Annotated in this window: 12 protein-coding genes and 2 pseudogenes; 10 read left to right on the plus strand and 4 right to left on the minus strand. The window is 57.8% G+C overall.

What is annotated here, in order from left to right; all coding sequences use genetic code 11:
• Positions 1-56 precede the first annotated feature (56 nt).
• On the minus strand, positions 57-527 hold the full coding sequence (argR, locus tag LPQ25_RS02390; protein ID WP_002918625.1) for a transcriptional regulator ArgR: 471 nt from the start codon (positions 525-527) through the stop codon (positions 57-59).
• Between the two features lie 414 nt (positions 528-941).
• Between argR and mdh the strand changes: the two genes are divergently transcribed.
• The 10 genes and pseudogenes from mdh to LPQ25_RS02440 all read left to right on the plus strand — a co-directional run bounded on the left by mdh (position 942) and on the right by LPQ25_RS02440 (position 10,582).
• The gene (mdh, locus tag LPQ25_RS02395) at positions 942-1,880 is read left to right on the plus strand and encodes a malate dehydrogenase (RefSeq protein WP_002918570.1); all 939 of its coding nucleotides are present in this window, start codon (positions 942-944) and stop codon (positions 1,878-1,880) included.
• Between the two features lie 130 nt (positions 1,881-2,010).
• Complete coding sequence (locus LPQ25_RS02400) at positions 2,011-2,640, plus strand: GntR family transcriptional regulator (RefSeq protein WP_004181430.1); 630 nt, start codon at positions 2,011-2,013, stop codon at positions 2,638-2,640.
• Positions 2,627-3,292: a GntR family transcriptional regulator gene (locus LPQ25_RS02405; protein WP_004181429.1), complete on the plus strand. Its 666-nt coding sequence runs from the start codon at positions 2,627-2,629 to the stop codon at positions 3,290-3,292. The genes LPQ25_RS02400 and LPQ25_RS02405 overlap by 14 nt, the downstream gene beginning before the upstream one ends.
• Positions 3,293-3,503: 211 nt before the next feature.
• Positions 3,504-4,772, plus strand: a complete 1,269-nt coding sequence (locus LPQ25_RS02410; RefSeq protein ID WP_014906861.1) for an SLC13 family permease — start codon at positions 3,504-3,506, stop codon at positions 4,770-4,772.
• Between the two features lie 32 nt (positions 4,773-4,804).
• On the plus strand, positions 4,805-5,704 hold the full coding sequence (gene ttdA, locus LPQ25_RS02415; protein WP_014906862.1) for a L(+)-tartrate dehydratase subunit alpha: 900 nt from the start codon (positions 4,805-4,807) through the stop codon (positions 5,702-5,704).
• A complete protein-coding gene (ttdB, locus tag LPQ25_RS02420) occupies positions 5,704-6,321 on the plus strand; it encodes a L(+)-tartrate dehydratase subunit beta (protein ID WP_004188410.1) in 618 nt (205 codons plus the stop codon). The genes ttdA and ttdB overlap by 1 nt, the downstream gene beginning before the upstream one ends.
• A 141-nt stretch (positions 6,322-6,462) precedes the next feature.
• Positions 6,463-6,713: pseudogene (locus LPQ25_RS02425) on the plus strand (oxaloacetate decarboxylase subunit gamma).
• A gap of 15 nt (positions 6,714-6,728) precedes the next feature.
• Positions 6,729-8,501, plus strand: a complete 1,773-nt coding sequence (gene oadA, locus LPQ25_RS02430) for a sodium-extruding oxaloacetate decarboxylase subunit alpha (protein ID WP_014906864.1) — start codon at positions 6,729-6,731, stop codon at positions 8,499-8,501.
• A gap of 15 nt (positions 8,502-8,516) precedes the next feature.
• Positions 8,517-9,812 (plus strand): annotated as a pseudogene (locus LPQ25_RS02435) (oxaloacetate decarboxylase subunit beta).
• A gap of 59 nt (positions 9,813-9,871) precedes the next feature.
• Positions 9,872-10,582, plus strand: a complete 711-nt coding sequence (locus LPQ25_RS02440; protein ID WP_014906866.1) for a triphosphoribosyl-dephospho-CoA synthase — start codon at positions 9,872-9,874, stop codon at positions 10,580-10,582.
• Positions 10,583-10,606: 24 nt separating this feature from the next.
• Here the strand turns inward: LPQ25_RS02440 and degS are convergent, their stop codons facing one another.
• The 3 genes from degS to zapG all read right to left on the minus strand — a co-directional run bounded on the left by degS (position 10,607) and on the right by zapG (position 13,692).
• A complete protein-coding gene (gene degS, locus LPQ25_RS02445; protein WP_002918568.1) occupies positions 10,607-11,665 on the minus strand; it encodes an outer membrane-stress sensor serine endopeptidase DegS in 1,059 nt (352 codons plus the stop codon).
• Between the two features lie 87 nt (positions 11,666-11,752).
• Positions 11,753-13,120 carry a serine endoprotease DegQ gene (gene degQ, locus LPQ25_RS02450; RefSeq protein WP_004174125.1) on the minus strand — a complete coding sequence of 456 codons (1,368 nt, stop codon included), beginning with the start codon at positions 13,118-13,120 and terminating at the stop codon, positions 11,753-11,755.
• A gap of 173 nt (positions 13,121-13,293) precedes the next feature.
• Positions 13,294-13,692: a Z-ring associated protein ZapG gene (gene zapG / locus LPQ25_RS02455; RefSeq protein ID WP_002918565.1), complete on the minus strand. Its 399-nt coding sequence runs from the start codon at positions 13,690-13,692 to the stop codon at positions 13,294-13,296.
• Positions 13,693-13,766 lie beyond the last annotated feature (74 nt).

Consider the following 13,766-nt stretch of genomic DNA (forward strand, 5'->3'; position numbering starts at 1 on the left):
GGGGAGAGGCAAAAGAAAAGGGAGTCGCCCTCTGACGGTAGCCAGAGGGGAATTACTCAGAGTTCCTGCTCAAACAGGACCAGAATGGCGTCGTGCAGATCTTTCACCGTAAAACCGCGCGCAGGCGTGGTAAAGATGGTGTCATCCCCGGCGATACTGCCAAGAATGCCTTCCGCTTTGCCCAGCGAGTCGAGAAGACGGGCGATCAGCTGCGCGGCGCCGGGGCTGGTATGAATCACCACTACGGCATCGTTATAGTCGATATCCAGCACCAAATTCTTCAGCGGGCTGGAGGTGGTCGGTACCCCAAGCTCGGCAGGCAAGCAATAGACCATTTCCATTTTGGCGTTACGGGTACGTACCGCGCCAAATTTGGTGAGCATGCGGGAAACCTTCGATTGGTTGATATTCTCGAAGCCCTCTTCCTGCAGCGCCTGGACGATCTCTCCCTGCGAGCTGAATTTCTCTTCTTTAAGCAGCGCCTTAAACGCTTTAACCAGTTCTTCTTGTTTTGCCGAACTTCGCATAAGTCACCCAGATTATGGTGGTAAAATCAACATCATTATGCATAACCATGAATTTTTATGCAAATAATCCGCGAAAGGATAGGTCAATAATGTTATGAAGGGGGCATATTTTAGCAAAAAAACCGTATAAGGAACATGTTCTCATCACAACGCTTAAAGCCATGTAAAAGTAAATGAAATGTTATTGAGTTGGTGTTGTTTTGCGCAACTGGCTGGGTGTATTGTAACCAATAGTCGATCCGGTACTTCGCTTTGCTGGATGGTCAGTCAGGAAGCATAAAGTGCGCCGCTGTTCTATTGCTACGCACAATAATGCATTCTTCAGCCATAATCATTGTAATTGTTCATCTTGTGAATTAAGGTCCAGGCGACGGAATAACGAAAGACTAAATTAACCATAATAAGGAGTTTAGGATGAAAGTTGCAGTCCTTGGCGCTGCCGGTGGTATCGGCCAGGCGCTTGCCCTACTACTTAAGACCCAACTGCCTTCAGGTTCAGAGCTCTCGTTGTACGACATCGCTCCGGTTACGCCGGGCGTGGCGGTAGATCTAAGTCATATCCCCACAGATGTAAAAATTAAAGGATTTTCCGGTGAAGACGCTACTCCGGCGCTGGAAGGCGCGGATGTAGTGCTGATCTCCGCGGGCGTGGCGCGTAAGCCCGGCATGGATCGTTCCGACCTGTTTAATGTGAATGCGGGTATCGTGAAGAACCTCGTGCAGCAGATTGCCAAAACCTGCCCGCAGGCCTGCATCGGCATTATCACCAACCCGGTGAATACCACCGTGGCTATCGCCGCCGAAGTACTGAAAAAAGCCGGCGTGTACGATAAAAACAAACTGTTCGGCGTTACCACGCTGGACATCATCCGTTCCAATACCTTTGTGGCGGAGCTGAAAGGTAAATCGGCAACCGAGGTGGAAGTCCCGGTCATTGGTGGTCACTCCGGGGTCACCATTCTGCCTTTACTGTCGCAGATCCCCGGCGTCAGCTTTAGCGATCAGGAAATTGCCGACCTGACTAAACGTATTCAGAACGCCGGTACCGAAGTCGTGGAAGCGAAAGCGGGCGGCGGGTCGGCGACCTTGTCGATGGGCCAGGCGGCTGCCCGTTTTGGTCTCTCTCTGGTTCGCGCCATGCAGGGGGAAAAAGGCGTGGTGGAGTGCGCCTACGTGGAAGGCGACGGCCACTATGCGCGTTTCTTCTCCCAGCCGCTGCTGCTGGGGAAAAACGGCGTGGAAGAGCGACAGTCTATCGGCAAACTCAGCGCCTTTGAACAGCAGGCGCTGGAGGGCATGCTGGACACCCTGAAGAAAGATATCGCGCTCGGCGAAGACTTCGTCAACAAGTAATCTCGCCCTAACAGAAGAGCCGGAACCGCTGTTCCGGCTTTTTATTACCTCACTTTTCGCCCCAATGCGCCTGCTGCCGGGCAAATCTGCTAAAATCCCCGCGTTTTAAGCCACCAGCCATGAGGACAGCGTGAAAAAGATTGAAAGAAAGCCGACCCGGGACCAAATCGCGCAGATGATTCGCTACCAGATCCTTTCCGGTGCGATGAAGGCTGGGGATGAGCTGACGCAAGAGAGCATCGCGGAACAGCTGGGACTTTCACGTATGCCGGTTAGGGAAGCGCTGCAATCTCTTGAGCAGGAAGGGTTTCTGGTGCGCTTGCCTAACCGGCATATGCAGGTCTCCACCTTGGCCGTGGAGGATGTGAGCCATATTTTTCGCGTTATTGCGGTGATGGCCGCCGAACTTTTTGCCCTTGTGCCGGCGAATCAGGGGGAAGTGCTGCGCGCACGCGCGCAGGAGCTGGCGCGTCCGGGAGAGAATACGCGCGAACTGGCGTTCCATCAGCTGCTGATTTCCTATCTTGATAATCGCTACCTGGCGAAGGCGTATCAGCAATTTTTGGACGGTTATATTTCTTATGTCATTCTTTATCTGAAAGAGAATGGCCAGGAATCGGCTCTGATACTGAGCGAACTGGCCAACGCCATCGGCAATGGCGAAGGCGGAAAAATTGCCCAGACAACGCAGCGTTATTTCCTTATGCTTGCGGAAATTATGCGTCAACATATGAAGGATTGGGAAAGTGCAGAAGCCTAAATTAGGGAAAATTAAGCTTCTTTCCGCGAAGGAGCAGGTGGCGGCGGTGTTGCGTAAAGCGATCCTGTCGCGGGATTTAGTGGAAGGGCAGGAGATTACCCTTGAAGGGATTGCCCGACTGGTTGGCGTTTCCAGCATGCCGGTACGCGAAGCGTTTCAAATTTTAGCCGCCGACGGTCTGATTCAAGTGCGGCCGAATAAAGGCGCGGTGGTGCTGGGGATTAATGAGCAGACCATCCGCGAACATTATGAAATTCGCGCCGTACTGGAAAGTGAAGCCGTGGCGAAAGCTTCTCGTCCAGGGACCGATATTTCACGCATCGCCCAGGTTCACTATGCCGCAGAGAAGGCGCTGGCAGATAATAATTCTGCTGAATATTCCGACCTGAACCAGGCTTTCCATATGGAGATCTGGAGCGCGGCGGGCAATGAAAAAATGAAGATGCTACTCTGCAACATGTGGAACGGCCTGTCGATGGGACATAAAGTCACCGAAGAAGAGTATGCCGTTATCTCAATTCGCGAACATAAAGCGATTTTACAAGCGCTTGAGCAACATAACGAAGCACTGGCCCGCCAGCGAATGCATGAACATATTATTCGCTCGATGGAAAATATGCTCACTCGATACCTGCCCGATACCACCACCTGAAGGGCTCCTCCGCCAGCGACAGGCTGGCTTTTCTTACATTTATCTGCGCTATTAGTTACTTTTCGTGACGATCTGCACAGGATCTTGATGCACATCTCATTGCGAGATCATTCCGCAAAAACGCATTGACTTACTTTTTGCATGGGAATAATTTCTCCTTCGTCAATATTGGATACAATATCATATATCATTGATAGGAAAAATTATAAGTATGGAACCTATTACCATCACCCTATGTTTGCTGGTGTTCGCTATCATCATGTTTGTCTGGGAGAAAGTGCCACTGGCAGTGACTTCCATGGTGGTTTGTGTGGCGTTAGTGCTCACCGGTGTATTGGATCTCAAGCAGGCGTTTGCCGGTTTTATCGACAGCAACGTCATTCTTTTTGTCGCCATGTTCATCGTTGGCGGGGCGTTATTTGAAACCGGGATGGCAAACAAAGTCGGTGGCGTGATCACCCACTTCGCCAAAACGGAGAAGCAGCTGATCTTCATCATTATGATGGTGGTTGGCGTAATGTCCGGTTTTCTCTCCAATACCGGTACGGCAGCCGTTTTGATCCCGGTCGTTATCGGTGTAGCCGCCAAATCGGGATTCACCCGTTCGCGTCTGCTGATGCCGCTGGTGTTTGCTGCCGCGCTTGGCGGCAACCTGTCGCTGATTGGCGCCCCCGGTAACTTGATCGCGCAATCGGCCTTGCAGAATATCGGCAGCGGCTTCGGTTTCTTTGAGTATGCGAAAGTGGGCCTGCCGATGCTGGTCTGCGGCATCCTCTATTTCCTAACCATCGGCTATAAGTTTCTGCCTAATAACTCGAACAGTAGTGAGGTGGGCAGCATTGGCGAACAGCGGGATTACAGCCACGTTCCGCGCTGGAAGCAGATCCTGTCCCTGGTGGTGCTGATCGCCACGATCCTCGGCATGATTTTCGAAAAACAGACCGGTATTAGTCTGACGGTAGCCGGCTGCATTGGTGCCCTGGTGCTGGTCATCACCGGCGTGTTGACGGAAAAACAGGCTTATAAAGCCATTGATTCGCAAACTATTTTTATCTTCGGCGGCACCCTGGCGCTGGCTAAAGCGCTGGAAATGACCGGTGCGGGTAAGCTGGTTGCCGATCAGGTTATCGGCCTGCTGGGTAATAACTCCTCACCGTTTATGCTGCTGGTAGTGGTCTTTGCCCTCTCCGTGGTGATGACCAACTTTATGTCTAATACCGCCACCGTCGCGTTGCTGGTGCCGGTGAGTTTGTCGATTGCCGCCGGTATGGGCGCCGATCCGCGTGCGGTACTGATGGCGACGGTAATCGGTAGCTCCTGCGCCTATGCGACGCCGATCGGTATGCCTGCCAACATGATGGTGCTGTCGGCCGGGGGCTATAAGTTCGTCGATTACGCCAAATCCGGCATTCCTCTAATTATCGTTTCTACCATTGTCAGCCTGATCCTGCTGCCAATCCTTTTCCCTTTTCATCCGTAATTTACGGACGCTGTTCTGACTAAGGAGCCTTTATGAGCAAAAGTGAACAGATATCCCGCATGACCGACATTATGGCCAGGTTCGTGGGATATACCGGCAAAGTATTGCCTGATGACGTCACGGCAAAGCTGCAAGATCTGCATAAGAAAGAGATCAGTCAACTGGCCGATGTGATCTTCACCACCATGATTGAAAACCAACGTCTGGCGAAAGAACTGGATCGTCCTTCCTGCCAGGACACCGGCGTGATCCAGTTTCTGGTGGAGTGCGGCGCCAACTTCCCGCTGATCGGCGAGCTGGAAGCGCTGCTGCGCGAATCGGTAATCAAAGCTACCATCGACTCCCCGCTGCGTCATAACAGCGTGGAGACCTTTGATGAATACAACACCGGCAAAAACGTCGGCAAAGGGACGCCGACGGTATTCTGGGAGATCGTTCCGAATTCCGACCAGTGCAGCATCTACACCTATATGGCTGGCGGCGGCTGCTCGCTGCCGGGTAAAGCGATGGTATTGATGCCGGGCGCTGGCTATGAAGGGGTGACTCGCTTCGTGCTGGATGTGATGACCAGCTATGGCCTGAATGCCTGCCCGCCGCTGCTGGTTGGCGTTGGGGTGGCGACGTCTGTAGAAACCGCGGCGCTGCTGTCGAAGAAAGCGTTGATGCGTCCGATTGGTTCGCACAATGACAACGAACGTGCGGCATTGCTGGAAAAAATGCTCGAAGACGGCATCAACAAAATTGGCCTTGGCCCGCAGGGAATGTCCGGCAATACCTCCGTGATGGGCGTCAATATCGAAAATACCGCACGCCACCCTTCCACTATTGGCGTGGCGGTCAACGTCGGCTGCTGGTCGCACCGTAAAGGACATATCGTTTTCGATAAAGACCTGAACTACACCATTACGTCTCACACAGGAGTGGCATTCTGATGACTAAAAAAATACTCACTACGCCCATTAAAGATGAAGATTTAGCGGATATTAAAGCGGGCGATATAATTTATCTCAACGGCCATATTGTGACCTGCCGTGATGTGGCTCATCGTCGCTTAATTGAGGGCGGACGTGAATTACCGGTAAACGTTGCTGGTGGCGCGATATTACATGCCGGGCCCATTGTGCGCCCGATTAAAGGTACGGAAGATAAATTTGAAATGGTCTCCGTTGGGCCAACCACCAGTATGCGCATGGAAAAATTTGAAAAAGAATTTATTGCTAAGACCGGTGTGAAATTAATCGTCGGCAAAGGCGGTATGGGCAAAGGAACCGAAGAGGGCTGTATGGAACATAAAGCCTTGCACTGTGTGTTCCCTGCCGGCTGCGCGGTAGTCGCCGCGGTCTGTGTGGAAGAGATTGAAGATGCGCAATGGCGTGATTTAGGCATGCCAGAAACGTTATGGGTTTGCCGGGTGAAAGAGTTCGGGCCGTTAATTGTATCGATCGATACTCACGGCAATAACCTGTTTGAGCAGAATAAAGTGATCTTTAATCAGCGCAAAGAAATTGTCGCCGATGAAATCTGCAAACACGTGAGCTTTATTAAATAACCCCGATTGAATATATCGCGCAGTAATGGCAGCGGCAGCTGACTGCTTAACCGAGGCTTCTGACCAGGCGGTCCGGGGAAATCCACTCTGCTGACGTGGGCTACCGTAAGCCATTATTGCGCTCCCCCCAAAGGCCATTTTATGACTGACAATGCCATCCTGTTAGGCGAAGGCTTCACCCTGATGTTTCTCGGCATGGGCTTTGTGCTGGTGTTCCTGCTGCTGCTCATTTTCGCCATCCGGGGAATGTCCCTCGCCGTCAATCGCCTGTTTCCTGAGCCGTCCGCCGCCCCGCAGCGGCGCCGGCCGCCGTCGCGCCCGCCGACGATTTCGCCCGCCTGAAGCCGGCGATTGTCGCCGCCATTCACCACCATCGCCGTCTTCACCCTTAATTCACGGAGGAATTCATGACCGTTGCCATTACCGATGTCGTCCTGCGCGACGCCCACCAGTCCCTGTTCGCCACCCGTCTGCGTCTCGACGATATGCTGCCCGTTGCCGCTCAGCTGGACGACGTCGGCTACCGCTCGCTGGAGTGCTGGGGCGGCGCCACCTTTGACGCCTGCATCCGCTTTCTCGGCGAGGACCCGTGGGTCCGCCTGCGCGAGCTGAAAAAGGCGATGCCCAAGACCCCGCTGCAGATGCTGCTCCGCGGTCAGAACCTGCTCGGCTACCGCCACTACGCCGACGACGTGGTGGAGCGCTTCGTGGAGCGCGCCGTCAAAAACGGCATGGACGTCTTCCGCGTCTTCGATGCCATGAACGACCCGCGCAACATGCAGGCCGCCCTGCAGGCGGTCCGCCGGCACGGCGCCCACGCCCAGGGTACGCTTTCGTACACCACCAGCCCGGCCCACACCCTGCAGACCTGGCTCGACCTCACCGAACAGCTGCTGGAGACCGGCGTTGACTCCGTCGCCATCAAGGACATGTCCGGCATTCTGACGCCGCATGCCGCCTTTGAGCTGGTCAGCGAAATCAAGAAGCGCTACGACGTCACCCTGCACCTGCACTGCCACGCCACCACCGGCATGGCGGAGATGGCCCTGCTGAAGGCCATTGAAGCCGGGGTCGACGGCGTCGACACCGCCATCTCCTCGATGAGCGCCACCTATGGCCACCCGGCCACCGAGGCGCTGGTGGCCACCCTCGCCGGCACGCAATATGACACCGGGCTGGATATCCACAGGCTGGAGGGCATCGCCGCGTACTTTCGCGAGGTGCGCAAAAAATACCACGCCTTCGAAGGCCAGCTGAAAGGCACCGACAGCCGCATCCTGGTCGCCCAGGTGCCGGGCGGGATGCTCACCAACCTTGAAGGCCAGCTGAAGCAGCAGAGCGCCGCCCACCGTCTGGATGAGGTGCTGGCGGAAATCCCCCGCGTGCGCGAGGACCTCGGCTTCATCCCGCTGGTGACCCCGACCTCGCAGATTGTCGGCACCCAGGCGGTGCTCAACGTCCTGACCGGCGAGCGCTACAAAACCATCGCGAAGGAGACCGCCGGTATCCTGAAAGGCGAGTACGGCCGCACCCCGGCCCCGGTGAACGCCGCCCTGCAGGCGCGGGTGCTCGACGGCGCCGACCCGGTGACCTGCCGCCCGGCCGACCTGCTGAAGCCGGAGCTGGCGCAGCTGGAAGCGGATGTGAAACGCCAGGCACAGGAGAAGGGCATCACGCTTGCCGAAAACGCCATCGACGACGTGCTCACCGTGGCGCTGTTCCCGCAGCCCGGCCTGAAGTTCCTCGAAAACCGCCACAACCCGGCGGCCTTTGAGCCGGTACCGCAGGCGGAAGCCGCGCAGCCAGTGGCAAAAGCAGAAAAACCTGCCGCCTCCGGCGTCTACACCGTGGAGGTGGAAGGCAAAGCCTTTGTGGTCAAAGTCAGCGACGGCGGTGACGTCAGCCAGCTGACGGCGGCTGCTCCTGCTCCTGCCTCTGCACCCGCCGCTGCCGCCCCGGCCGGCGCCGGCACCCCGGTGACCGCCCCGCTGGCGGGCACTATCTGGAAGGTGCTGGCCAGCGAAGGCCAGACGGTGGCCGCAGGCGAGGTGCTGCTGATTCTGGAAGCCATGAAGATGGAAACCGAAATCCGCGCCGCGCAGGCCGGCACCGTGCGCGGTATCGCGGTGAAAGCCGGCGACGCGGTGGCGGTCGGCGACACCCTGATGACTCTGGCGTAAGGACGAGGAGCGGAAATGGAAAGTCTGAACGCCCTGATTCAGGGCATGGGGCTGATGCACCTCGGCGCCGGCCAGGCGGTGATGCTGCTGGTCAGCCTGCTGCTGCTCTGGCTGGCGATTGCGAAGAAGTTCGAGCCGTTACTGCTGCTGCCGATTGGCTTCGGCGGCCTGCTCTCCAATATCCCGGAGGCCGGGCTGGCGCTCACCGCCCTGGAGAGCCTGCTGGCTCACCACGACCCGGCGCAGCTGGCGGTGATTGCCGCGAAGCTCCACTGCGCGCCGGACGTCCACACCATTAAGGAGGCGCTGGCGCTGGCCCTGCCGTCGGTGCAGGGGCAGATGGAGAGCCTCGCGGTGGACATGGGCTACTCCGCCGGGGTGCTGGCCATCTTCTATAAGGTGGCGATTGGCTCGGGTATCGCGCCGCTGGTCATCTTTATGGGCGTCGGAGCGATGACCGATTTCGGCCCGCTGCTGGCTAACCCGCGCACCCTGCTGCTGGGGCGGCGGCGCAGTTCGGGATCTTCGCCACCGTGCTCGGGCGCTGACGCTGAACTACTTCGGCATCATCAGCTTCACCCTGCCGCAGGCGGCGGCCATCGGCATCATCGGCGGCGCCGACGGCCCGACGGCGATTTACCTGTCGGGCAAGCTGGCGCCGGAGCTGCTGGGGGCCATCGCGGTGGCGGCGTACTCCTATATGGCGCTGGTGCCGCTGATCCAGCCGCCGATCATGAAGGCGCTGACCACGGATAAGGAGCGGAAGATCCGTATGGTGCAGCTGCGCACGGTGAGTAAGCGGGAGAAGATCCTCTTCCCGGCGGTGCTGTTGCTGCTGGTGGCGCTCCTGCTGCCGGACGCCGCGCCGCTGCTGGGGATGTTCTGCTTCGGCAACCTGATGCGCGAGAGCGGCGTGGTGGAGCGGCTGAGCGATACGGTGCAGAACGCGCTGATCAACATCGTCACCATCTTCCTCGGGCTGTCGGTGGGGGCCAAGCTGGTGGCGGACAAGTTCCTGCAGCCGCAGACGCTGGGGATCCTGGTGCTGGGGTGATCGCCTTCTGCGTGGGACCGCGGCCGGGGTGCTGATGGCGAAGCTGATGAACGTGTTCAGCAGGCACAAAATCAACCCGCTGATTGGTTCCGCGGGGTGTCGGCGGTGCCGATGGCGGCGCGGGTGTCGAACAAGGTGGGTCTGGAAGCGGACGGGCAGAACTTCCTGCTGATGCACGCCATGGGCCCGAACGTGGCGGGGTGATCGGCTCGGCGATCGCCGCCGGGGTGATGCTCAAGTACGTGCTGGCGATGTAAGCCAGCCTGTTCCCGCGGCTGGCAAGCCGGCCGCGGAGATTTCTCATAAGGAGACGGTGATGAATGAAGGCATAGCATGCTGTCCGGAAAACCGGACATCAACACGGGAGGCGGTGGTTGACGCCATGCTGGCGTCAGGCGATGAACTTGCACAACTGCAGCCGGCGCTGAACCTGCTTTCGCCCCCGCTGAACGCCACGCCTGGTGAAGCGCTGCTGGCCAGCTGTTATGAGGCCGGCGCTGACCACAACGCTGAGGAGGCAACACGGGCGGTGAGCGCCTTACCGGCGGCGGTCGTGCGCTCTGCGACGCCCTCGCTGCAGCGCAGCGGTCTGCTGTGCATGGCGGCCGGGGCGCTCAGCGCCCGGCAACTTCCACTGACGCACAACCGGCTGTGTGACGTGGCGGGGCAGTTCGCCCGCGCTATCCCTGAAGGCGATGAAGAGGCGGGCAGTGGATTTTATACCGTGCGCAGCGTGTCCCTGCCCGTCTACCGGCGGCTGCGGCGGGATAACCATTCTCACAGCGTCTGTCTACAGCAGGCGCTGCTGCATTTGCTGGCCTGGAAGAGTGATTCGCCCTGGGCGCGGCAGCAGGCGCAGCGTCTGCTCTGGCAGGGTGGCGTGCTGGGTGAGAAGGGGGAATTTGCGCTACTGACGCTGGATGATGAGCTTCGCGAGCGACAGATAGTCTGGCCCGCGCTGAGATCGCTGCTGGCGGTGACCGGGTTTCTGGTCAGATTCCCGGCCGGTCCGGTATTTAGCGATTAACGTGGCTCCCCAAACGGGAGCCGTTTAGTTGGTGGCCGGGTATTCCTGGACGGCGATATGGAGCGTGATTTTCTTATCATCACGCATGATGACCACCGGAATTTCCGATCCCGGGCGGATCTCGGCCACCTGATCCATCGTCTCCAGCGCCGAGACGGCGGGTTTGTCATTCACGGAGATGATTACGTCGTTGGCGCGGATCCCGGCTTGCGCCGCTGGACCGTCCGGGGCCACATCGTTAACGACGATCCCCTGAATCTGATCGATCCCTCCGCCCTGCGCGTGCAGGGGGGCGATCTCCCGGCCGCTAATGCCGATATAGCCGCGGATCACCCGGCCATCGCGGATCAGTTTATCCATAATTTTGGTCGCTAACTGGAACGGGATCGCAAAGCCAATGCCTTCCGGCGTTTCGCCGTCATTGCTCTTGTCAAAGGAGAGGGTGTTAATCCCCATCAGCTCGCCGAGGGAGTTCACCAGCGCCCCGCCGGAGTTACCGTGGTTGATCGAGGCGTCAGTCTGCAGGAAGTTCTGGCGGCCGGTCGGATTGAGGCCAATGCGCCCTGTGGCGCTGATAATCCCCTGGGTGATGGTCTGCCCCAGGTTATAAGGGTTGCCAATCGCCAGCACCACGTCGCCGATGTGCGGCGTGCGTTTCGGATTGATCGGGATCACCGGCAGCCCGCCGGTAGCATTGATCTTGAGCACGGCGAGATCGGTGAGGGAATCGGATCCTACCAGCAGCGCTTCGAAGACGCGGCCGTCCTGCAGGGCGACGATAATCTGATCGGCATCGTTGATAACATGCTTGTTGGTCAGGATATAGCCGCGCTGATCCATAATCACCCCTGAGCCAAGCGTCAGCTGATTATGGCTGGTGCTGTTAAGGGCGCGGTTATAGACGTTCACCACGGCGGGCGCCGCGCGGCGCACCGCGGCGTTATAGCTCGCCGGGGAGTCGTCTGCCGTATCGTTCTGGGTAGTCGGCGCCAACTGCCACTGGCGCAGCGAGGGCATCAGGGCCAGCAGCAGACCCCCGACAAGCAAACCGATGAGTACTGAACGTAATAACTTTCCAGGCATGATGCAGATATCGTTAATGAATGGTCAGGCGCAGCATAGCATGAGTTGTCCGGACATCGCACATGGCGGCGATGCCCGGAGAGACAATCAGCGCAGCAGCAGATAGATGCTTTCGTTGCCGCGGATCACGTTCAGGGCGATGACCGGCGGTTTGCCTTCGAGCGCTTTGCGCAGTTCGGCAATTGAGTGAATACGCTGCCGGTTAAGGCCAATGATAATGTCATCTTTATGTAGGCCGACCTGGGCGGCGGCGCTGCCTTTATCCACATTATCGATCACCACTCCTTTGGTGCCATCTTTCATCTGGCCGTCGCTGAACGAGGCCCCCTGCAGCGCCGGGATAATCAGTTCCGCGCTGGCGGTTGAGGAGGTGCTCTTATCCAGGGTCACTTCGACATCGACCGGCTTTCCATCGCGCAGCAGGCCCAGTTTGACCTTGGTACCCGGCTCGGTGGTGGCGATCCGCGAACGCAGTTCGGCGAAACTGTTCAGCGGTTTGCCGTTCAGACTCACGATGACGTCCCCGGATTTAATCCCCGCTTTGGCGGAGCCGGAGTTTGGCAGGACTTCACTGACGAAGGCGCCGCGCTGAACGTTGAGATTCATCGCTTTGGCGATGTCGGCGCTCATTTCCATGCCTTTAATGCCCAACAGGCCGCGCTTGATTTCGCCAAACTGAATGAGCTGGTCGGCGAGGGTTTTCGCCATATTGCTTGGAATGGCAAAGCCGATGCCGATGCTGCCGCCGCCCGGCGCGAGGATCGCGGTGTTGATCCCGATAAGCTCGCCGTTGAGGTTCAGCAGCGCGCCGCCGGAGTTGCCGCGGTTAATCGAGGCGTCGGTCTGAATGAAATTCTCCAGCCCTTCAAGGTTCAAGCCGCTGCGGCCAAGGGCAGAGATAATGCCGGATGTGGCGGTCTGGCCAAGGCCGAACGGGTTGCCGACGGCGACGGCGAAGTCGCCGACGCGAAGTTTATCAGAGTCAGCAATGGCGATTTGCGTCAGGTGGTCTGGCTTAATCAGCTGCAGCAGAGCGATATCGCTCTGTTCATCGCTCCCGACCAGTTTGGCATCGAACTCACGGCCATCGTTCAGCTGGACGCTGATCTTCTGCGCCTGATTGATGACGTGGTTATTGGTCAGCACATAGCCTTTCGCCGCGTCGATGATAACGCCGGAGCCGAGCCCTTCAAACGGCTGCGCCTGCTCCTGCGGGGCGTTATCGCCAAAATATTTTTTCAGCTCTTCCGGCATATTGAGCGTCGGCGAGGCGGTGCCTTCCACCTGTACGCTAACTACCGCCGGCAGAACCTTTTCCAGCATCGGCGCCAGGCTTGGTAACGCGCCCTGGCCGGGCACCTGAGTCGGTAAGGATGCCGCTGCCGGAGGCAGGACCGACAACGATAACCCAATGCTTAACGCTAACGCACTCAACAGCAAAGTCTGTTTCTTCATTAGATGCTGGCTCTCGTAACCTGAGGTGTATGGAAAAATGTCCTGAATAACCTGATGTTATTGAATTTTTGCACAGGTAACAACGTGGGGACTGGTTTAAATTGTAGCCGGGAAGTGGGGGAAGGAGCGGGCGCGACGGGCGCGCCCGGAGAATATTTTAATCGCAGCGAGGCTTAATCGCGTTTTGCGCCTCCGCGCAGTAAACCGGATGCGCCCTCGGAGTAGTCGCGCGGCATCTGGACCGGCGCCTGATCGTTGCTGGCTTCAGACTCTTCCAGACGGTTGCGGAACGGGTTGGCGTCTGCCATCGAGTCCGGCAGCAGGTTGTTAGAGCTTTTCGCCATATGCTGATATAGCTGACGATAGTCGTGCGCCATGTTATCCAGCAGTTCGGCGCTACGCGCAAAGTGGCTCACCAGCTCTTCACGGTACTCTTCAAGCTCGGCTTTATTCTTTTCCAGTTCGTACTGCAGCGCCTGCTGTTGGCGCAGTTTGCGGTTGCCGAAACGCATGGCGACGGCACCAATGATGATACCGACGACTAACCCAATTAGCGCGTATTCCCAGGTCATGAACATCTCCCGTTGTATTGTGGTTCCGTAGGGTGGCTCTTAGGCTCTCCGCCTGCGCCCGATAGTGCCACTAT

It is taken from the genome of Klebsiella sp. KPN54798 (assembly GCF_021184225.1).
Lineage (GTDB): Bacteria > Pseudomonadota > Gammaproteobacteria > Enterobacterales > Enterobacteriaceae > Klebsiella > Klebsiella pneumoniae.

Excerpts from the sequence above, each read along its gene's own strand:
- ttdB (WP_004188410.1), top strand. The coding sequence starts at position 5,704 with ATGACTAAAAAAATACTCACTACGCCCATTAAAGATGAAGATTTAGCG.
- zapG (WP_002918565.1), bottom strand. The coding sequence starts at position 13,692 with ATGACCTGGGAATACGCGCTAATTGGGTTAGTCGTCGGTATCATCATT.
- argR (WP_002918625.1), bottom strand. The coding sequence starts at position 527 with ATGCGAAGTTCGGCAAAACAAGAAGAACTGGTTAAAGCGTTTAAGGCG.
- LPQ25_RS02410 (WP_014906861.1), top strand. The coding sequence starts at position 3,504 with ATGGAACCTATTACCATCACCCTATGTTTGCTGGTGTTCGCTATCATC.
- ttdA (WP_014906862.1), top strand. The coding sequence starts at position 4,805 with ATGAGCAAAAGTGAACAGATATCCCGCATGACCGACATTATGGCCAGG.
- degS (WP_002918568.1), bottom strand. The coding sequence starts at position 11,665 with ATGCCTGGAAAGTTATTACGTTCAGTACTCATCGGTTTGCTTGTCGGG.
- LPQ25_RS02440 (WP_014906866.1), top strand. The coding sequence starts at position 9,872 with ATGAATGAAGGCATAGCATGCTGTCCGGAAAACCGGACATCAACACGG.
- degQ (WP_004174125.1), bottom strand. The coding sequence starts at position 13,120 with ATGAAGAAACAGACTTTGCTGTTGAGTGCGTTAGCGTTAAGCATTGGG.
- oadA (WP_014906864.1), top strand. The coding sequence starts at position 6,729 with ATGACCGTTGCCATTACCGATGTCGTCCTGCGCGACGCCCACCAGTCC.
- mdh (WP_002918570.1), top strand. The coding sequence starts at position 942 with ATGAAAGTTGCAGTCCTTGGCGCTGCCGGTGGTATCGGCCAGGCGCTT.